Consider the following 18,704-nt stretch of genomic DNA (forward strand, 5'->3'; position numbering starts at 1 on the left):
CCCCCCCCCCCCCCCCCCCCCCCCCCCCCCCCCCCCCCCCCCCCCCCCCCCCCCCCCCCCCCGCCCCCCCCCCCCCCCCCCCCCCCGGGTGGGGGTGCGACCGCGGTGATCGTGGACGGTGGAGCGCTCACCCGCCCGTGATCGCAGTGGTGCGGGACCGAGGTCCCTGGTGCGGGACGCGGCCCGCGCGCACGCTGGCGGCGCGGGCGGCGGAGCGGCCGCCGCCGCAGGGACCCGGGAGGGGCCATGACCGCGACGGGGCGGGACAGGGTGGTCGTCGGCGTGTGGGACGCCACCGCGAGCGGGGCCGCCGTCCGCTGGGCGGCGCAGGAGGCCGAGCTGCGCGGCGCGGACCTGCACCTGCTGCACGCCGTGCCGGAGGCGGCCACGGGCGACGTCACCTACGCCTGGTACGCCGCCGCGCACCTGCAGCAGCTCCAGCGCGCCGGCCGCGCCGCCCTGGAGGAGCTGGCCGGGCAGGTCGCGGCGGCCCGCCCGCAGCTGCGGGTGACGACGGCGCTGGAGCGCGCGCCGGTGCGCCGGGCGCTCACCGACGCCGCGGCGGGCGGAGCGGGTGCGGTCCTGCTCGTCGTGGGCGCGCGGCGGCGGCGCGCGGCCGCCGCCCTGCGACTGGGCTCGACGGCCCTGCACCTGGCCGCGCACGCGCCGTGCCCGCTGGCCGTCGTGCGGGCCGTCCCGCCCGGCGACGCGCGGGGCGTGGTCGTCGGCCACGACGGGTCCCCGGCCTCGGCCGCCGCGGTGCGCTTCGCCGCGGAGCGGGCGCTGGCGGCGGGGGAGGCGCTGCACCTGGTGCGCGCCCACGACACCCCCGCCCGCCGCCTCGACGGGTGGAGCCCGCACCTGTACGAGGAGGTGCGCGCCGCGGACGGCGCCGCGCACCGGCGCGCGGTGGAGGAGGCCGCGGCCCGGTTGCGCGAGGAGCACCCCGGGCTGGAGGTGCACGTCCACCTCGCCCCGGACACCGACCCCGCCGACGCGCTGACCAGCGTCGCCGCGCGCGCCGGGCTCCTCGTCGTCGGCGCCCGCGGGCACGGCGCGTTCGTCAGCGCGCTGCTCGGCTCGGCCAGCCACGACGTCCTGCACCGCGCCCGCGGGCCCGTGGTCGTCGTGCCGGACCCGGACCGGGTGCACCACCAGCGCGCGGTGCGCCGGGCCGCGCACGCTGGACCTTCCCGCGACGTCAACGCCTAGCGTCCCCGGCGAGGAGGTGGTGGCCGTGGAGTGGACCGTCGCGCAGGTGGCGCGGGCGGCCGGGACGACGCCCCGGACGCTGCGCCACTACGACGAGGTGGGGCTGCTCCCGCCGAGCCGGACGGGCGCCAACGGCTACCGGTACTACGACGGGGCCGCGCTGCTGCGCCTGCAGCGGATCCTGCTGCTGCGCGGGATGGGCGTGGGCCTGCCCGCGATCGCCGACCTCCTCGCCGCCCGCACCGACGCGGGCACCCTCCTGCGGCAGCACCTGGAGCTGCTGCGGGAGCAGGAGGAGCGGCTGCGGCGCCGGAGCGCGGCCGTGCGCGCGGCGCTGGGCCGCGTGGAGCGCGGGGAGGAGCTGGACGTGGACGAGGTGTTCGACGGGTTCGAGGGGGTGCGCGGTCCCGAGGAGGACGGGCGGCGCTGGGAGGAGGAGGTGGTGGCCCGCTGGGGCCGCGGCGCGTGGGAGGACGGCCGCCGCGCGTGGGAGTCGCTGGGCCCGGACGGGCGGGCCGCGGCGCTCGCCGAGCACGACGCGGTGGGCCGGGGGCTGGCCGCGGCGCTGGGCGAGGGCGCGCCCGCGGGCGGCGAGCGCGCGCAGGACCTCGTGCGCCGGCACCACGCGTGGGTGTCGAGGTCGTGGGTGCCGGGGGCGGACGCCTACCGCGGCCTGGCCGACACCTACGTCGAGGACGAGCGGTTCCGGGCGACGTACGAGGCGTTCGGGCCGGGGACGGCGCGCTACCTGCGCGACGCCGCGCACGTGTTCGCCGCCCGCGAGCTCACCTGAGGCGGGCCGGTCACCGGGCCGGCACCCGGCGGGCACCCGCCGTCCACCCGGCGTCGGTCCGCGTGTCGGTGGCGTGGGGCACGGTGGGCCGGGTGACGAGCACCGCTGATCCCCTGCGCGACGGCCTGGCCGGGCGCACCGGGTTCGACCCGGACTTCCTGGCGCCCGGCCCCGCGGTCCCGGTGCCGCTGCCGGTCGACCCGGTGGACGTGGCGGCCGTCGTCGTCCTGCCGTACACGCACTTCTCGGTGGTGCTGCGCCCGGACCGGCGGCTGGCGGCGGCGACGGTCGTCGGGATCGACGGCGGGTCGCTGGTCGACGTGGAGCGCGGCGGCGACGCCTGGTTCCTCGACCCGCGCGTCGGCCCGGACGAGCAGGCCGGTGCGGAGCTGTACCGGGACAACGACTTCGACCGCGGCCACCTGGTGCGCCGGCGCGACCCGGTGTGGGGTCCGGCCGGGGTGGCGCGGCGGGCGAACGCCGACACGTTCGCCTACCCGAACGCCGCGCCGCAGCACGCGCGGTTCAACCAGTCGCTGGAGCTGTGGCTGGGGCTGGAGGACCACGTGCTGGCGTTCGCGCGCGAGGTGTCGCACCGCGTCGTCGTGGCCACGGGCCCGGTGTTCGCCGACGACGACCCGGTGTACCGCGGGGTGCGGGTGCCGCGCCGGTTCTGGAAGGTGGCCGGCTGGCTGCGCCCGGGCGCCGACGAGGCTCCCGGTGGAGCGCCGGTGCTGGCGTCGGCGGCCTTCGTGCTCGACCAGACGCCGCTGGTGGCGGACGTGCTGCGGGCCCGGGCGGAGGCGGCGCCGGCGCCGGACCTGGGGGGCTTCCGCACGTTCCAGGTGCCGGTGGCGGACGTGGCCGAGCTGACCCGGCTGGACCTGGGGCCGCTGCCGGCGGCGGACCGCCTGCCCGCGCTGGCGCCGGTGGCGGCGGGCGCGGACGTGGACGGCGGGGTGCCGGCGTGGCGGACGGTGTCGGCGCCGGGCGACCTGCTGCTGTGACCCGGGCCACCCGCCGCGGCCCAGCAGGTCAGGTGAGGCTACCCTCCCCGCGTGAACCGTCGATCCCTCCTCGCGGCGCTGGCCGCCTCCGGCGCCCTCGCCAGCCTGACCGCCTGCGGGGGTGACGGTTCCGCGGACGCGGGGTCGACCCCCAGCGCCTCCGCCCCGGCCGCCGGCGGGTCCTTCCCGGTGACGGTCGAGCACGCGCTCGGCTCGACGGAGGTGCCCGCCGAGCCCCAGCGCGTCGTCACCGTCGGCTACAACGAGCAGGACTTCGTCCTGGCGCTGGGCGTCGTGCCCGTCGGCACCCGCAAGACCCTCAGCTACGACTCCGCGCAGCGGCCGTGGGCGCAGGACCTGCTGCCCGAGGGCGGGATCCCCGAGGTCGGGGAGGCGGAGCTGAACCTGGAGGCCATCGCCGCCCTGCAGCCCGACCTCGTCGTCGGGGCGTACTCGTACATGGACCAGGCCCTGTACGACCAGCTGAGCGCCCTGGCGCCCACCATCGCCGACGTGCCCGGCGACAGCGAGGGCGCCGCCGCGACCTGGCAGCGGGAGCTGGAGGTGATCGGGCAGGCCCTCGGGCGCACCGAGGAGGCCGCCGCCCTCACCGAGGAGGTCGAGGCGGTGTTCCAGGAGGCCGTGGACGCGAACCCGGAGTTCTCCGGGAAGACCGTCACGGTGGCGCTGGTCATCAGCGGGCAGTACTACCTGCTGGGCGCGGAGGACCCGCGCGGGAGGTTCTTCCACGAGCTCGGGTTCGAGCCCAACCCCACCACGGGCGAGCTGAGCGCCGAGCGGGCCTCGGAGATGGACACCGACGTCCTCGTCGTCCTGGGCGCGAGCGAGGAGGACTTCACCGCCGACGGCGTCGCCGCCGGCCTCGCCGTGGTCACCGAGGGCCGCACCGTCTATATGCCCACGTTCGAGGACGACTTCGCCGGCGCGCTGGGCTTCTCCAGCCCGTTGTCGCTGCCGTTCGCCGTCGAGACGGCCGTTCCGGCGCTGGCCGCGGCCGCCGACGGCGACCCCGCCACCGTCCCCGCGACGCTGTGAGCGGCGCGGCCCGGTGACCCGCGCGGTCACCGGGCCGCCCCACTGGTCGCCGCGCACCCGCCGCGGACCCGTCGCCCCGGCGGCTCCGCCTGGCGGGACGGCGGACGACTGGTTGGCTGGGGCCATGCGCATCTTCTTCTCCGGCGGCAGCGGCAAGGCCGGTCACCACGTCGCGCCGTACCTGGCCTCCCGGGGGCACCACGTCACCAACGCCGACCTCGCCCCGCTGGGCCACCCCGACGTCACCGACCTGCGGGTCGACCTCACCGACACCGGCCAGGTGTACTCGGCCCTGGCGGGCATGCCCACGACGGCCGACCTCGACGAGCCGGACCCCCGCGCCGGCGCGGGGACCTCCTACGACGCCGTCGTCCACTTCGCCGCCATCCCGACGATCCTGCGCGCCCCCGACGCCACGACGTTCGAGACGAACATCCGCGCGCACTACAACGTGCTGGAGGCCGCGACGCGGCTCGGCGTCCGCAAGGTGGTGTTCGCCTCCTCGGAGACCACCTACGGCATCTGCTTCTCCCGCGGCGAGCGCAAGCCGCTGTACGTGCCGGTCGACGAGGAGCACCCCGTCGTGCCGGAGGACTCCTACGCCATGTCGAAGGTGGCCGGGGAGGTGGTCTCGCGCTCGTTCCAGGCCCGCACCGGCGCGGACGTGTACGGCCTGCGGATCAACAACGTCATCGAGCCGCACGAGTACGCCGAGAAGTTCCCGGCGTTCCTGGCCGACCCCGCGCTGCGCCGGCGCAACGTCTTCGGCTACATCGACACCCGCGACCTGGGGCAGCTGACGCTGCGCGCCCTGGAGACCGACGGGCTGGGTTTCCAGGTCTTCAACGTCGCCAACGCCGACACGTCGGTCGCCGCGACGACGCAGGAGATCGTGGACACGTTCTACGAGGGGGTCGAGGTGCGGCGCGAGATGGGCCCGCACGAGACCTTCTACAGCATCGACAAGGCCCGGCAGCTGCTCGGCTACGAGCCGCAGCACTCCTGGCGCGACGTGCTGGACGACCCCCGCGCCTGAGCGCCGGCCCGCGGCGCGGTGGCCGGCAGGTCGCCGGGTCGCGGGCCCTCTCGGCGCGGGACGGGGTTTCAGCGGACCCGCACGCGCAGGTCACCGACCGCGCCGAAGCCGCCGGCGAGGGCGGCTGCGAGGTCCGCGCCGCGCTGGTGGCCGACCAGGGGGCGGGCGGGGAACAGGGCCGCGACGGCCCCGGCGAGTTCCGCCCGGTCCAGCCGGTGGCCCTCGACAGCGCAGGTGCTGGAGACGTCGACCGCGCCGCTGCCCAGGCGGGCGACGGCTCCGGCGACGGTGCGCCCGTCCACTCGCCGGGCCAGGACGGCGACGTGCCCGCGCTGCAGCAGCGCCGGGAGCAGGACCGCGGTGGTGTCGTGCTGCGCGGTCCGCACCGGCGTCCACGGGTTCCGCCCGGGTTCCACGGCGCGGGCCGCCGCCGCAGCCGGTCGGCGGTGGACCCCCGTGGCGGAGGACGAGAGCCGCGTGCCCGCGCGGGTCAGGTCCAGGGTGGCGAAGCTGTCCTCGACGCCGGCGTCGACGGCGGTGCGCAGCCGGTGGTCGAGCCCCTCGCCGTGCGCGCGGGACCGGTGGTCACCGCGCCTGGTCACCGTCGTCGGCCGTCGGTCCCTCGGCGGCGGCGGTCGGGTCGGCCCGCAGGACCGCGGTCCCCGCCCGTTCCAGCTCCCGGAGCACCTCGTGGTCGGGCGGGGCGTCGGTGACGACGCCGCTGACGGCGCTCAGCGGGAGCACGGTGAAGGCCGAGGCGGTGCCGATCTTCTCGCTGCTGGCCAGCACGTAGGTGTCGGCGGCCCGGCTCGCCAGGGTCCTCTTCATGGCCGCCTCCTCGGGGTCGCCGGTGGTCAGCCCCGCCGAGTGGTGGACGCCGGTGACGCCCAGGAGGAAGACGTCGGCGTGCACGCCGCGCGCCGCCTCGGCGGCGGCGGCACCGCACGTGACCGCCGAGTGCTTGAACAGCAGGCCGCCCAGGACGTACACCGCGACCGACGGGTGGTCGACGAGCGCCGCGGCGACGGTCGGGCTGTGGGTGACGACGGTGGCGGCCAGGTCGGGCGGGAGCGCGCGGGCCACGGCGAGAGCGGTCGTGCCGCCGTCGAGCAGCAGCGTGCTGCCCGGCCTGACGAGCTGGACGGCGGCGGCCGCGACGCGCTGCTTGCTCTCGACGGCCACGTCGTTGCGGGTGGCGTAGTCCGCGACGGCCGGGGAGGCCGGCAGGGCGCCGCCGTACACCCGCTGGCACAGGCCGGCGGCCGCCAGCTCGCGCAGGTCCCGCCGCACGCTGTCCTCGGCCACGCCCAGCTCGGCCGCCAGGGTCTTGGCGACCAGGCGGCCGTCCCTTGCCAGCCGCTCGAGCAAGAACGCCTTCCGCTGCGCTGCCAGCACGTGTTCCTCCGTATTTCTGCCGAGAAGTGCGCGTTCAGGCTACCGTGGCGGCATGACACCACCACTCATGGTCCTGATCGCCGGCCCCTACCGGTCGGGGACCGGGGACGACCCGGCGCTGATGGCGGCGAACCTGTCCCGGCTGGAGGAGGCGGCGTGGCCGCTCTTCCGCGCGGGGCACCTGCCGGTGATCGGCGAGTGGGTCGCTCTGCCGGTGCTCAGCAGCGCGGGGGCCAGCGGACCGCTCGACCCCCTGGCGCAGCAGGTGATGTACCCGACGGCCGAGCGCCTGCTGGCGCACTGCGACGCCGTGCTCCGGTTGCCCGGCGCGTCCACCGGCGCGGACCAGGACGTCGCGATCGCGCACCGGCGCGGGATCCCCGTCTACCACCGGCTCGAGGACGTCCCCGGGTGCTCCGGTGCCGGTCGCGCGGAGGTCGACGCGACACCCGCGACCAGTTCGGCGTAGTCCTGCGCTGCCGCGCTCCCCGGTCAGCCGTCGCGGAGGGGACGACGGCTGGCGGTGGGGAGCGCGTCCGCGGGGAGGGGCGGGTGGTCGGCGGCGGGACGCGGAGCTGGGGGCTCCGTCCCGGCGCCGGCTCCTGGTGGGGTGCGGTGCCGCGCCGGGCGACCGGGGGGCTGGTCGCCCGGCCCGGCGGTTCGCGCGAGCCGGCGGCCGGTCCGGGCCGGCCCCGTCAGCGCGCGGCGGCCCGCCCCACCCGCGCCGGCCACCAGACGCGGTCGCCGACGTCGTGGGCGATCGCCGGCACGAGGAACGAGCGCACCAGCAGGGTGTCGACCAGGACGCCGACCGCGACGAGGAACGCCAGCTGCGCCAGGAACAGCAGCGGCACGACGGCCAGCGCGGCGAACGTCGTGGCCAGCACCACCCCGGCGGAGGTGATGACCCCGCCGGTGGCGCGCAGCCCCCGCAGGGTGCCCTCCCGGGTGCCGTGGACCAGCGACTCCTCCCGCACCCGCGTCATGAGGAAGATCGAGTAGTCCACGCCGAGGGCGACGAGGAACACGAACGCGTACAGCGGCACGACCGGGTCGGCGCCGGGGAACCCGAGGACGTGCTCGAACACCAGCGCGGCCAGGCCCACGGTGGCGGCGTAGGACAGCACGGTGCAGGCCATGACCACCGAGGCGGCCAGCACCGAGCGCAGCAGCAGCACGAGGACCAGCCAGACGGCGACGGCGACGACGGGGACGATGAGGTTCCGGTCGGCGGTGGCGGCCTCCAGCGTGTCGGCGGTGGTGGCGGTGGTGCCGCCGACCAGCGCGTCCAGCCCGGCGTCCGACAGGGCGGCGCGCAGCTCCTGCACGGTCCCCGCCGCGGCCGTGGAGTCGGGGGCGTCGGTGAGGGTGGCCTCGACGACGGCGGTGGTGCCGTCCTCGGGCCCGGGGGCGACGGAGGCGACGCCGTCGGTGGCGGCGGTGACCTCGGCGGCGCGCTGCGCCTGCGCGGCGGGCACGACGACCTGCGCGGGGTCGCCCGCGCCGGCGTCGAAGTGCTCGGCGAGCACCGCGAACCCGTCGACGGACTCGACCTCGGCGAGGAACGTGTCGGCCTGGCTGACGCCGTCGGCCTCGAACGTCGGGAAGAAGGCGGCGAAGGCGGCCAGGACGGCGGCGGTGACGATCCAGGTGCGGCGGGCGCGGCGCTCCACGACGCCGGAGACGCGGTCCCAGACCCCGCGGCGGGGAGCCCGGTGGGCGGCGTGCTCGGGGGAGGCGTGCTGAGGGGCGGCGGGCCGCGGGACCCGCGGCCAGAACAGCCAGCGCCCGGTGGCCAGCAGGACGGGCAGGAACGTCAGCGCGGACAGCAGGGCGGCGCCGATGCCGATGGCGGCCACGGGGCCCAGGGACCGGTTGGAGTTCAGCGAGGACAGCAGCAGGCACAGCAGGCCGATGGCGACGGTGGCGGCCGAGGCGGCGACGGGTTCGAGCACCGCCCGCCAGGCGCGGCGCAGCGCCGTCCCCGTGGACGCCTCCCGGCGCAGCTCCTCCCGGTAGCGGGCCACCAGCAGCAGGCCGTAGTCGGTGGCGGCGCCGACGACGAGGATCGACAGGATCCCCTGGCTCTGCCCGTTGAGGGTCAGGACGCCGGCGTCGGCCAGCTCGTAGACGACGAGGCCGGCCAGGGCGAGGGCGAACACCGACGTCAGCAGCACCGCGAACGGCAGCACGGGGGAGCGGTAGACGAGCACGAGGATGACGAGGACGGCGACGAGCGCGACGACGAGGAGGATCCCGTCGATGGCGCCGAAGGCCGCGCCGAGGTCGGCGGACAGGGCGGCGGGACCGGTGACGAACACCTGCGCGCCGTCGGCCGGGCCGTCCGCCAGGGCGCGCGCGTCCTCGCGCAGCGCCTCCACGACGGCGTCCTCGGGAGCGCTCTCCACCAGCTGCAGCGGCAGCAGCAGCGACGTGCCGTCCTCGCTGGGCACGACGGCGGCGGGCGGCGCGGCGAGGTACCGCTCCAGCGGGGTGCCGTCGACGTCGAGGTCCGGCAGTCCGGCGAGGAACCCCTGGGCGGCGGGCACGTCGGCGGGGGCGAGGCCGCCGTCGCGCTCCAGCAGGACGAAGGCGGGCACGGTGCCGGTGTCCTCCAGCCCGCGCACGGCCTCGGCGGCGCGGGTGGACTCGGCGTCGGCGGGCAGGAACGTGGCCGGGTCGTTGGTCTGGACGCTCGACAGGTTCCCGACGGCGGGGCCGCCGACGCCCGCGACGGCGAGCCAGAGGAGGGCGAGCACGGCGAGGGCGGCGCGGGTGAGCCACCGCGCCCGACGAACGCTAAGCATGCTGAGTGTTTACCCGGTGGGGTCCCCGGCGCGCCAGTCGGGGACAGTGGGGGCGTGGCGGACGTGGCGGACGACGCGCGGGACTGGCCCACCGGCAGGCTGCTGTCGACCGCGGCGCGCCTGGTCGAGCACGCCTGGGACGACGCCCTCGCCGCGCACGAGCTGACCCACTCCCGCGTCGTCGCGCTGCACCTGCTGCTGGACGGGCCCACCACCCAGCGCGACCTCGCCCGCCGCGCCGGCGTGGAGGAGCAGACGATGGGCCGCGTCCTGCGCGGGATGGAGGAGCGCGGGCAGGTCGCCCGCGTCCGCGACAGCGCCGACCGCCGACGCACCCTCGTCAGCGTCACCGACGCCGGCCGCGAGGCCCTGCGCGTGGCCACGGGCCTGAGCGACGAGGACCCCGTCCTGCGGGTCGTCGAGGGCACCGGCCACGACCCGGAGCGCTTCCGCGCCGCCCTGCTGGCCCTCGTGCAGCACTTCGCCGCGCGGCGCTGGCCCGACGTCCCCGAGGCGCTGGACGCCCCCGGCGGCTGACCCGTCGGGACCCGCGCCCGTCCCGGTCGCGGTGGGGCTTGACCTTGGTGCTGCACCAACCTCGCACCCTGTCCGCAGGAGCTCCCCGCAGCGGGCGGGAGGGCCCTGCGGAGCAGGAGGTGCACGGTGTCGGCACTCATCGAGAAGATCGTCGGGGACCTCGGCGACAAGGCGCGGTGGCGCAGGTACCGGGCGCGCGTCGCCGCTCTCCCGGCGGGGCACCGGGACGCCGTCGAGGCGCTGGAGCGCTACCTCGCGCGCGTCGGCGCGATCTCCACGGGCAGCGTCCTGGTGGACCTGCACGAGGAGCTCGCCGGGCGGTTCGAGCGCGCCGCGGCCGCCGGTGCCCCGGTGCGCGACGTCGTCGGCGACGACCCCGTCCGCTTCGCCGACGCGCTGCTGGCGCGGCACCCGGGCGGCGGGTGGGCCGACGGCGAGCGGCGGCGGCTCGTCGCGGCGCTCGCCCGTGCCGCGCGGCGCGACGGGAGCGCGGGCGCATGAGCCGCGCACCGGCGCCCGCGCCCGGACCGCCCGGCGCCGACCCGGCGGTCCGGGTGCGGGGCCTGACGAAGGCCTACGACGGCCGGCAGGTCCTGCGCGGGGTGGACCTCGACGTCGCGCGGGGCAGCGTCCTCGCGCTGCTCGGCTCCAACGGGGCCGGCAAGACGACGGTCGTGCGGATCCTGTCCACCCTGCTGCGCCCCGACGCCGGGACGGTGAGCGTCGACGGGTTCGACACCGCCTCGCAGGCGGCGCGGGTGCGCGCGTCGATCAGCCTCACCGGGCAGTTCGCCGCCGTCGACACCGTCCTCACCGCGCGGGAGAACCTCGTCCTCGTCGCCCGGCTGCGGCACGTCCGCCGGTCCCGGGCGGTCGCCGAGGACCTGCTGGCGCGGTTCGGGCTCACCGACGTGGCCGACCGGAGGGTCTCGACGTCCTCGGGCGGGACGCGGCGGAGGCTGGACATCGCGATGAGCCTCGTCGCGGACCCGTCCGTCGTCGTCCTCGACGAGCCGACGACGGGGCTCGACCCGCAGGCGCGGCACGAGGTGTGGCGGACGGTGCGGCAGCTCGCGAGGCACGGCACGACGGTGCTGCTGACCACGCAGCACCTGCAGGAGGCCGAGGAGCTCGCCGACCGCGTGGCCGTCCTGCACGAGGGCCGGATCGTCGTGGAGGGGACGCTGGACGAGCTGAGGGGGCTGCTCCCGCCGGCGCGGGTCGAGCACGTCGAGGTGCGACCGTCGCTGGAGGACGTGTTCCTCGCGGTCGTCGGCGGGGGGAGGGGGACGGCGTGAGCGCGGCGTTCCTGCGCGAGACCGCCGCGCTGACCGGCAGGTCGCTCACGCACGTCGCGCGCAGCCCGGACACGGTCGTCACCACCGCGGTCGTCCCGGTCGCCCTCATGCTGCTGTTCACGCACGTGCTCGGCGGTGCGATCGAGACCGGCGCGGAGGCCGGGTCGGGCGCCTACGTCGCGTACGTCCTGCCGGGGGTCCTGGTCGTCACCGTCGCGATGGGGGTCTCCTACACGGCGTACCGCTTGTTCACCGACCTGCAGAGCGGGATCTTCGACCGGTTCCGGTCCCTGCCGATCGCCCGGTCCGCGCCGCTGTGGGCGCACGTGCTGACCTCGCTGGTCGCGAACCTCGCCTCGGTCGCCGTGGTGGTCGGCGTCGCGCTCGTGACGGGTTTCCGCACCGGGGCGGGGCTCCTGGCCTGGCTCGCCGTGGCGGGGATCCTGCTGCTGCTCGTGCTCGCCCTGACGTGGGTCGCGGTGGTCGCCGGCCTGTCGGCGACGTCCGCGGAGGGCGCCGGCGTGTTCTCCTACCCGCTGGTCCTCCTGCCGTTCGTGAGCTCCGCGTTCGTGCCGACGGAGTCGATGGCCGGGCCGGTGCGCTGGTTCGCCGAGCGCCAGCCGGTCACGGCGGTCGTGGAAGCGGTCCGCGACCTGCTCGCCCAGCGACCGGTCGGGGCGGACGTCTGGACGGCGCTGGCGTGGTGCGCCGGCATCCTCGTCGTCGCGCACGGCTGCGCGCTGATCGCCCACCGGCGCAGGACAGCCTGAGGCAGGGTGGACGGCGTGCTCACCATCAGCCAGCTGGCCTCGTACGCCGGGGTGACGGTGGACGCGGTCCGGCACTACCACCGGCTCGGGCTGCTCCCGGAACCCGAGCGCGACCGTTCCGGGTACCGCCGCTACGACGCGGCGGCGGTGGTGCGCCTCATCCGCATCCACGTGCTGGCCGGCGCCGGTGTGCCGCTGGCCCGGGTGGACGACCTCCTCGACGCCGGCCCGGAGGAGTTCGCCGCGGGCGTCAGGGAGGTCGACCAGCGGCTGCGCGCGGAGGTCCGGCGGATCCAGGCGACCCGCAGGCGCCTGGCCCGCCTCGCCGCCGGCGAGCACACGGCCCTGCCCGCCAGCGTCGTCGGCTACCTCGACCGGCTGCGGGACCTGGGGGTCGAGGAGAGGTACCTCGAGAGGGAGCGGGACGCCTGGATCATGGTCGCGGCGCAGGTGCCCGACGAGATCGACGACATCATCGCCGGCAAGCACCGGGACCTGGAGGACCCGGACGTGGTGCGCCTCTACGAGCTGCTCAGCGGAGCGCTGGACTGGACCGCGGACGATCCGCGCGTGGTGGAGGTCGCCGACGTCCTGGACCGCATCTCCTGGCGCGCGGTCGAGTCCGGGAACGTGCGCGACGCGGGGTTCGACGACCGCTTCGTGGAGCTGCTGGACGCGACCATGTCGCAGTCGGCCCCCGCCGCGCGGCGGCTGCTGACGCTGCTGCAGGAGCGGGGGTGGCGGGGCTGGACCCGCGTCGAGCGGGTGCCGGACCGCGGAGCCGGTTCCTCCCCCTGACGACGACGGTGGTGCGCGCGCTGCACGACCACCGGTCCTCGCCGGCGCTCCCGGTCACCGCGCGCGGCGGCCCGAGTTCCTCCGGCCCCACCCTGGTGTAACGGTACAACGTCTGACAGGGTGGACCCACGGGCACGGTCAGTGATGACGGACCGGGCGAAGGTCGCCCCGTCCTCGCGGTCCGCGACGGCAGCGCCGTCAGCGCGGGCCCGGGGTCCCGGACGCTTCGACACCACGGAGCGGAGCAGTTCCCACCCGGCGGAGCCCGGAGCCCGACGGCGGGCGCCGGCCCGAGCACCACCCGGACGACGAGAGGACCTTCCCGCGTGAAGGCGACCCGAGCCTGCACCTCAGCACTGGCGGCGACCGCCCTGGCGGCCGCCGTCCTCAGCGGTTCGACCGCGGCCGCGAGCGCCGCGACCGGATCCGCGGAGAGCCCCGGCCTCAAGGACGTCTACGAGGACCACTTCCTCGTCGGCAACGTCATCAGCCCGGACGACTGGACGGCGAACGGCGGTGCGAAGTGGGAGCACCTGCGCAAGCACTACAACGCCGTGACGCCCGAGAACGCCCTGAAGCCCGACAGCGTCTGGAGCGGTGACCCCGAGACCGGTTTCCCGGCGGACGCCCCCACCGGTCTGGAGGCCGCGGACGAGCTCCTGACGCGGGCGAACGAGGCCGGCTTCTACACCATCGGGCACGCGCTGGCGTGGCACAACCAGTCGCGGTACTGGCCGGCCCGGTCGGCCGACCGCAACACCCTGACCTCCGACATGGAGATCCACTGGGACCACGACGAGGCCCGCGCCCAGCTCCGGGAGTACATCCACACGGTCGCCGGGCGCTACAGCGACGGCCCGGCCGGTCTGGACGCCTGGGACGTCGTCAACGAGGCGATGCGGGACAACCCGGAGAACCCCACGGACTGGCGCAACGCCCTGCGCTCCCTGGAGCAGCCGAAGTTCCGGGCGGCGGCCTGGGCCGGCGCCTACGCCCGGGGCGGGAACGCGTGGGACTACGTCTACGACTCGTTCCTCTTCGCGCGGGAGGCCGACCCGGACGCGGTCCTGTACTACAACGACTTCAACGACCTGGAACTGCCGAACAAGGCGATCGCCATCGCCAGCATGGTCACGGAGCTCAACGAGCGGTACGCCGCGGAGCACCCCGAGGACGAGAAGCCGCTCATCCAGGGCATCGGCATCCAGGCGCACTACAACACCCGGCTCGACCTGGACAACCTCGAGCGGAACCTGCAGGTCTACGCCGCGACGGGCGCGCAGATCTCGCTGACCGAGCTCGACCTCAGCATCACCGGGACGCAGGACTCCGGCGAGACCCTGCCCCCCACCGACGAGCAGCTGCAGGTCCAGGCGGACAAGTACGCCGAGCTGTTCCTCCTGCTGAAGCGGTACTCGGACGACATCGCCCGCGTCTCCTTCTGGGGCACGAGCGACGCCAACAGCTGGCGCTCCAGCTTCTTCCCGCTGCCGTTCTCGCGGGACGGCGACACGTGGGTCGAGAAGCCGGCGTTCCGGGCGGTGGCCGACCCCGAGGGCTGGCTCGGCATCGAGGAGGAGCGCCCCGAGCTGACGTCCTTCACCTACTCCGGCGAGGTCTTCGAGATCGACCCGCGGACGACGGAGTACGACGTCCACGTCCCCGACGACGTGACGAGCGTGGAGTTCTCCGCCGACGACGTCGCGCACCGCTGGGGCGACGACGTCGAGGTCGAGGTCTCGCCCGGCGCGGAGGAGTGCGCCGTGGCCCCGGGTGACCCGTGCGTGGTCACGGTGACGGCCTCGCGGGTGGACGAGCCGGCCAACGCCGCGACGTACACCATCAACTTCGGGCACACGACGGTCGAGTGGGAGCAGGACGTCCACCACCCCGACACGGGCTACCGCTCCGCGGTCGAGGTGCGCTTCAGCGACGGCGGCGGCGACCTGACGCTGTTCCAGGAGTTCCTGCGGGACGGCCGGCCCGTCGTCACGACCAGCGAGCAGCACCCCGCGCCGCCGGAGCACGGCAGCGCGCGGTACACGATCAGCACCGACGGTCCCGTCGTCGACGGCGACCCGGCGGGCACGACCGTGCGCAAGCACGTGTGGGGCCAGGACTGGGCGCCGCTCGCGGCGGCCCGCGTCACGGACCTCGACCGGCCGCAGAGCACGTGGCGGGCGGCGGACACGATCGAGGACGGCACCACGTACCTCGTCGTGGCGGGCGACGGCACCACGGGCCACGCACTGACCCACGAGGGTCTCGACCCGGTGCCCGCGGGCGACGGCGTCAGCGAGGAGCGGCAGGGCTACTACAGCACCCCCGTCGTCGTCGACGGCGACGCGGTCGTCGAGCCCGCGCCGGTGCAGGACAACACGCGCTGGCTGTTCACCGAGGCCCGGAGCAGCGACCCGGGCCCCTACACCCGGGAGAACGGCTACCGGGGCTTCACGATGATGAGCCTGGTCCACGGCGGCCTCATCCAGCCGTTCACGATCCACCGCGCGAACGAGCCGGAGCGCGTGAACACCGACGGTCTCGTCTCGGACAAGCTGATCGGCGACGACAACCTGGACCGCGCGGTGTGGTTCAGCACCGGGCTCGACGAGGACGGCGCGACGACGCTGTTCACGCACACCGCCGAGACGGACGAGACGTACGCGCTGCGCGGTTCCAGCGCCGGTTTCGTCGCCGAGGGCGGCCGGGGCGAGCTGGCCGAGGACGTGCAGGACAGCCGTGTCCGCCTGTTCGAGAGCGTGACCGAGCGGACGTCCGTGGAGACGGACAGCCTCGGAGTCGCGATCGAGCTCGGCGCGGCCGAGCGCGTGGCCGGGCACCACGAGGTCCCCGTCACCGCGGACGTGCCGGACGGCCGCCAGGTGGTCCTCCTGCAGGACGGCGACGAGGTGACGACGGCGACGTTCGCCGGCGGCCGGGCGGTGCTGCGGGTCGCCGACGGCGACGTCGAGGCCGGCGCCCGCTCCGTGGTCGTCGTCCGCGACGGCGACGAGGTGCTGGGGGCGACCCCGCTCCCGGCGGGCCACCTCGTCGTGCCGGTGACGGTCGGGGCGAGCTCCCGCGACGTCGTCAACCCCGCGAGCCGGGGCACGATGCAGGTCGCGCTGCTGTCGCAGGCCGGGTTCGACCCGGTCGCCGACGTCGCCGTGGACACCCTGCGCGTGGGCGCCCGGGGCACCGAGGACTCGGTCGTCGCCTGCCGCGGCGGCCGGGACCTGAACGCCGACCGCGTGGCCGACCTGAGCTGCACCGTCAGCGTCCCGCGGACCGGTGTCGCCAGCGGTGACACGCAGCTGCTGGTCACCGGGTCCACGGTGGACGGTGCCGCGCTCGAGGCGAGCGTGCCGATCCGCACCGTGCCCGCGCCCCGCGGCTGACGGCCCCGGGCCCGACGGCCCGGTCGAGCGAGCGAGCCCCGCACCGGTCACGGTGCGGGGCTCGCTGCCGTCGCGGCAGGACCCGTCGTCGTCGAGCAGCGCGGACGGCGCGGCTGCAGCACCGGCGCTCGCCCGCCGGCACGACCGCGAGGTCGCCGCTCCACCGTCCGCAGGACAGGCCCTAGCGGGTCTCCTCCGACCGTCGGCCCCGGGCGTCGGCTGCGACCCGGCGAGGACCGGTGAGTCTCCTGAAGCGCTCGAGACTGACGTTGCGACCGGTCAGCACGACCGCGGTGCGCGCTCCCGCCGTCTGGTGGCGTCCCGCGACGACGGCTGCGGCGGCGGCCGCCCCGGAGGGCTCGACCAGCTGTTGCAGGTCGGCTGCGAGCCACTGGACCGCTCCGGCGATCTCGGCGTCGGTCACCTCGACGACCCGGTCGACGACGCGGTTGACGAGCGGGAAGGTCAGCGTGGTGGGTTCGATCGGGCCGGAGATCCCCTCCGCGATCGACGGCCCGAGCCGGACGCTGGACGGCTCCGCAGCCCCGTGCCAGACCGACCAGGTGGGGCTCGCGCGCGGCGCGACCGCCCAGACCCGGGTGCGGGGACGCAGCACCCGGAAGGCGGCGCCCACGCCCGCCGCGAGCCCTCCGCCACCGATGGGGAGCACCACGACGTCGACGTCGGGCAGCTCGTCCACGAGCTCCAGCCCGAGGGTGGCCGCACCGACGACCATGTCGGCGTCGTCGTAGGCCGAGGAGTAGGTCGCCCCGGTCCGTCGCGCGTCGCGGACCGCGGCGGTCCGGGCCGCCTCGACGTCCGCGAACTCCTTCACGGTGGCGCCGTGGGCTTCGATCTGACGACGCTTGCTCTCGTCGGCGGACGCGGGCAGGTACACCGAGACGGGGACGCCGATCCGCGCGCCCGCGTACGCCACACCGATGCCGTGGTTCCCGGCGGTCGGCGCGACGACGCCCCGGTCGGCTTCGGCGGGCGACATCGCCGACAGCTTGGTCAGCGCGCCGCGCGGCTTGAAGCTCCCCGTCACCTGCTGGTGCTCGTGCTTGAACAGGACGTCGGCGCCGTTGAGCGTCCGTGCGGCCGGGGAGGGCTCCAGCGCCGTGCGGCGCAGGTGCGCGCGGATCCGGTGGCGGGCGGCTCGTGCGCTGTCCACGATGCTGTCGAGGTCGAGAGCGCTGTCGTCGCTCATGGCTTCGGACTCCCTCCTGGAGCGTTCAGCGGGGCGTTGCGGACCGTGCGCGCGACGAGGTCAGGAGCCTCGGGGGGTGGGGAGCGGCCCGGTCGAGAGCTGGCCGGGACCACGTCGGCGACCGGCCGGCGCTCGACCTCGTGGTCATCTGCTCCCGAGGTCGGGACCGGAACTGCCTCGACTGCTGTACCGACGAGTATGTACAGTACCGGAGTGGACGCGAGGACCCGGCTCATCGCCAGCGCTCAGGACCTGCTGTGGGAACGCGGTTACAGCGCCTGCAGCCCCAAGGCCATCCAGGACCGGGCCGGCGCCGGCCAGGGCAGCATGTACCACCACTTCAACGGCAAGGGCGACCTCGCCCGCACCGCCCTGGAGCGCACGGCCCACGAGCAGCGCGCCGGCGCCGAGGCGCTGTTCGGTGCCGGGGGGAGTCCGCTGCAGCGGTTGGTGTCCTACCTGCGTCGCGAGCGCGACGTCCTGCGCGGGTGCCCCGTCGGCCGGCACACCCAGGACGCGGAAGTCCTCGCCGACCCCCTGCTGCGCGCACCGGTCGCCGAGTCGTTCGCGTGGTTGCGCACCAGGGTCGCTCAGGTCGTCGCCGAGGCCCAGGAGCGCGGTGAACTGCGTGCTGCGCCGGACGCGGACGCCGTCGCGGCCGCGATCGTCGCCACGGTGCAGGGCGGCTACGTGCTGGCGCGCGCAGCGGGGGACGAGCAGCCGTTCCGCGACGCCACCGAAGGTGCCGTGCAGATGATCACGGCGCTGGCCGTGCCCGGGGAGGAGTTCGAGGAGGAGGCGCGGTGAACGTGATGCAGTACGAGATCGTCCTGCCCGCCGACTACGACATGGGCACCATCGAGCGGCGCGTCGCGACGCGCGCCGGGGCGACGGACGACTTCCCGGGCCTCGGCCTGAAGGCCTACGCCGTGCGCCGCCGCGGTCGCTTCGGCAGCGCTCTGAACGCGTACGCCCCCTTCTACTTCTGGGCCGACCCCGCCGGGATGGTCCGCTTCCTGCAGGGACCGTTCCGGGCGATCGTCGACGACTTCGGACGGCCCGCCGTGCGGCACTGGGTCGCGCTGGCCCGCCACCGCGGGCCGGGCGCCACGAGCACGCCGGTCCTGGCCACTCGCGAGTCGTCCACCCTCGCAGCGGACCTGGCTCCTGCCGGTGCGATCGCCGAGCACGTGCGGACCCCCGCCCTGGGCGCCGGCGTGCACAGCCAGGTGGTGGGGCTGGACCCCTCGCGGTGGGAGGTGGTCCGCTTCACCCTGTGGAGCGCGGCGCCCGCCCGGCTGCCCGCCGACGCGGTGGCCTTCGAGGTGCTGCACGTGTCCGACCCGGAACTGCACCGCCTGCTGCCGGCGTGACGACCGCCCGGCCG

At 76.1% G+C, this 18,704-nt stretch carries 18 protein-coding genes; 14 read left to right on the forward strand and 4 right to left on the reverse strand.

Annotation, left to right across the window (positions count from 1 at the left end; translation table 11 throughout):
- Nucleotides 1-246 precede the first annotated feature (246 nt).
- From ACRYMY_RS12890 to ACRYMY_RS12910, 5 genes are all read left to right on the forward strand, one after another.
- Nucleotides 247-1,212: a universal stress protein gene (locus tag ACRYMY_RS12890; RefSeq protein ID WP_432547660.1), complete on the forward strand. Its 966-nt coding sequence runs from the start codon at nt 247-249 to the stop codon at nt 1,210-1,212.
- A gap of 25 nt (nt 1,213-1,237) precedes the next feature.
- On the forward strand, nt 1,238-2,005 hold the full coding sequence (locus tag ACRYMY_RS12895) for a MerR family transcriptional regulator (protein ID WP_432547661.1): 768 nt from the start codon (nt 1,238-1,240) through the stop codon (nt 2,003-2,005).
- 92 nt (nt 2,006-2,097) lie between these two features.
- The gene (locus ACRYMY_RS12900; protein ID WP_432547662.1) at nt 2,098-3,012 is read left to right on the forward strand and encodes a DNA/RNA non-specific endonuclease; all 915 of its coding nucleotides are present in this window, start codon (nt 2,098-2,100) and stop codon (nt 3,010-3,012) included.
- A 51-nt stretch (nt 3,013-3,063) separates the two neighbouring features.
- Nucleotides 3,064-4,068, forward strand: a complete 1,005-nt coding sequence (locus ACRYMY_RS12905) for an iron-siderophore ABC transporter substrate-binding protein (protein ID WP_432547663.1) — start codon at nt 3,064-3,066, stop codon at nt 4,066-4,068.
- Between the two features lie 124 nt (nt 4,069-4,192).
- A complete protein-coding gene (locus ACRYMY_RS12910) occupies nt 4,193-5,104 on the forward strand; it encodes an NAD-dependent epimerase/dehydratase family protein (RefSeq protein ID WP_432547664.1) in 912 nt (303 codons plus the stop codon).
- A gap of 68 nt (nt 5,105-5,172) precedes the next feature.
- Here ACRYMY_RS12910 and ACRYMY_RS12915 read toward each other — a convergent pair whose 3' ends face one another.
- Both ACRYMY_RS12915 and ACRYMY_RS12920 read right to left on the reverse strand, forming a co-directional pair.
- Nucleotides 5,173-5,706 (reverse strand): hypothetical protein, encoded by a 534-nt coding sequence (locus tag ACRYMY_RS12915; protein WP_432547665.1) that lies wholly within the window; start codon nt 5,704-5,706, stop codon nt 5,173-5,175.
- Entirely contained in the window at nt 5,690-6,499 is an 810-nt protein-coding gene (locus tag ACRYMY_RS12920; RefSeq protein ID WP_432547666.1) for a DeoR/GlpR family DNA-binding transcription regulator, read from the reverse strand. Before ACRYMY_RS12920 ends, ACRYMY_RS12915 begins: the two co-directional genes overlap by 17 nt.
- A 52-nt stretch (nt 6,500-6,551) precedes the next feature.
- Between ACRYMY_RS12920 and ACRYMY_RS12925 the strand changes: the two genes are divergently transcribed.
- On the forward strand, nt 6,552-6,968 hold the full coding sequence (locus tag ACRYMY_RS12925; RefSeq protein WP_432547667.1) for a DUF4406 domain-containing protein: 417 nt from the start codon (nt 6,552-6,554) through the stop codon (nt 6,966-6,968).
- A 226-nt stretch (nt 6,969-7,194) separates the two neighbouring features.
- Here ACRYMY_RS12925 and ACRYMY_RS12930 read toward each other — a convergent pair whose 3' ends face one another.
- Nucleotides 7,195-9,306 (reverse strand): MMPL family transporter, encoded by a 2,112-nt coding sequence (locus tag ACRYMY_RS12930; protein ID WP_432547668.1) that lies wholly within the window; start codon nt 9,304-9,306, stop codon nt 7,195-7,197.
- A gap of 54 nt (nt 9,307-9,360) precedes the next feature.
- Between ACRYMY_RS12930 and ACRYMY_RS12935 the strand changes: the two genes are divergently transcribed.
- The 6 genes from ACRYMY_RS12935 to ACRYMY_RS12960 all read left to right on the forward strand — a co-directional run bounded on the left by ACRYMY_RS12935 (nt 9,361) and on the right by ACRYMY_RS12960 (nt 16,107).
- A complete protein-coding gene (locus tag ACRYMY_RS12935; RefSeq protein ID WP_432547669.1) occupies nt 9,361-9,843 on the forward strand; it encodes a MarR family winged helix-turn-helix transcriptional regulator in 483 nt (160 codons plus the stop codon).
- A 126-nt stretch (nt 9,844-9,969) separates the two neighbouring features.
- Nucleotides 9,970-10,344, forward strand: a complete 375-nt coding sequence (locus ACRYMY_RS12940; RefSeq protein ID WP_432547670.1) for a DUF1048 domain-containing protein — start codon at nt 9,970-9,972, stop codon at nt 10,342-10,344.
- Complete coding sequence (locus ACRYMY_RS12945; protein ID WP_432547671.1) at nt 10,341-11,141, forward strand: ABC transporter ATP-binding protein; 801 nt, start codon at nt 10,341-10,343, stop codon at nt 11,139-11,141. Before ACRYMY_RS12940 ends, ACRYMY_RS12945 begins: the two co-directional genes overlap by 4 nt.
- On the forward strand, nt 11,138-11,911 hold the full coding sequence (locus tag ACRYMY_RS12950) for an ABC transporter permease (RefSeq protein ID WP_432547672.1): 774 nt from the start codon (nt 11,138-11,140) through the stop codon (nt 11,909-11,911). Before ACRYMY_RS12945 ends, ACRYMY_RS12950 begins: the two co-directional genes overlap by 4 nt.
- Nucleotides 11,912-11,926: 15 nt before the next feature.
- Nucleotides 11,927-12,709, forward strand: coding sequence for a MerR family transcriptional regulator (locus ACRYMY_RS12955; RefSeq protein ID WP_432547705.1), 783 nt, complete (start codon nt 11,927-11,929; stop codon nt 12,707-12,709).
- A 326-nt stretch (nt 12,710-13,035) separates the two neighbouring features.
- Nucleotides 13,036-16,107 (forward strand): endo-1,4-beta-xylanase, encoded by a 3,072-nt coding sequence (locus tag ACRYMY_RS12960; RefSeq protein WP_432547673.1) that lies wholly within the window; start codon nt 13,036-13,038, stop codon nt 16,105-16,107.
- 181 nt (nt 16,108-16,288) lie between these two features.
- Here the strand turns inward: ACRYMY_RS12960 and ACRYMY_RS12965 are convergent, their stop codons facing one another.
- Nucleotides 16,289-17,317 carry a threonine ammonia-lyase gene (locus ACRYMY_RS12965; RefSeq protein ID WP_432547674.1) on the reverse strand — a complete coding sequence of 343 codons (1,029 nt, stop codon included), beginning with the start codon at nt 17,315-17,317 and terminating at the stop codon, nt 16,289-16,291.
- Nucleotides 17,318-17,530: 213 nt separating this feature from the next.
- Here ACRYMY_RS12965 and ACRYMY_RS12970 point away from each other — a divergent pair, with 213 nt between their 5' ends.
- Nucleotides 17,531-18,124: a TetR/AcrR family transcriptional regulator gene (locus ACRYMY_RS12970; RefSeq protein WP_432547675.1), complete on the forward strand. Its 594-nt coding sequence runs from the start codon at nt 17,531-17,533 to the stop codon at nt 18,122-18,124.
- Between the two features lie 5 nt (nt 18,125-18,129).
- On the forward strand, nt 18,130-18,690 hold the full coding sequence (locus tag ACRYMY_RS12975) for a DUF4865 family protein (RefSeq protein WP_432547706.1): 561 nt from the start codon (nt 18,130-18,132) through the stop codon (nt 18,688-18,690).
- The last annotated feature ends 14 nt before the right edge of the window (nt 18,691-18,704 follow it).

It is taken from the genome of Kineococcus haloalkalitolerans (genome assembly GCF_050871905.1).
Lineage (GTDB): Bacteria > Actinomycetota > Actinomycetes > Actinomycetales > Kineococcaceae > Kineococcus.

Bases quoted from the DNA above. Each gene is read 5' to 3' on its own strand.
- ACRYMY_RS12965 (WP_432547674.1), bottom strand. From the start codon at position 17,317: ATGAGCGACGACAGCGCTCTCGACCTCGACAGCATCGTGGACAGCGCA.
- ACRYMY_RS12890 (WP_432547660.1), top strand. From the start codon at position 247: ATGACCGCGACGGGGCGGGACAGGGTGGTCGTCGGCGTGTGGGACGCC.
- ACRYMY_RS12910 (WP_432547664.1), top strand. From the start codon at position 4,193: ATGCGCATCTTCTTCTCCGGCGGCAGCGGCAAGGCCGGTCACCACGTC.
- ACRYMY_RS12925 (WP_432547667.1), top strand. From the start codon at position 6,552: ATGACACCACCACTCATGGTCCTGATCGCCGGCCCCTACCGGTCGGGG.
- ACRYMY_RS12975 (WP_432547706.1), top strand. From the start codon at position 18,130: ATGCAGTACGAGATCGTCCTGCCCGCCGACTACGACATGGGCACCATC.
- ACRYMY_RS12945 (WP_432547671.1), top strand. From the start codon at position 10,341: ATGAGCCGCGCACCGGCGCCCGCGCCCGGACCGCCCGGCGCCGACCCG.
- ACRYMY_RS12930 (WP_432547668.1), bottom strand. From the start codon at position 9,306: ATGCTTAGCGTTCGTCGGGCGCGGTGGCTCACCCGCGCCGCCCTCGCC.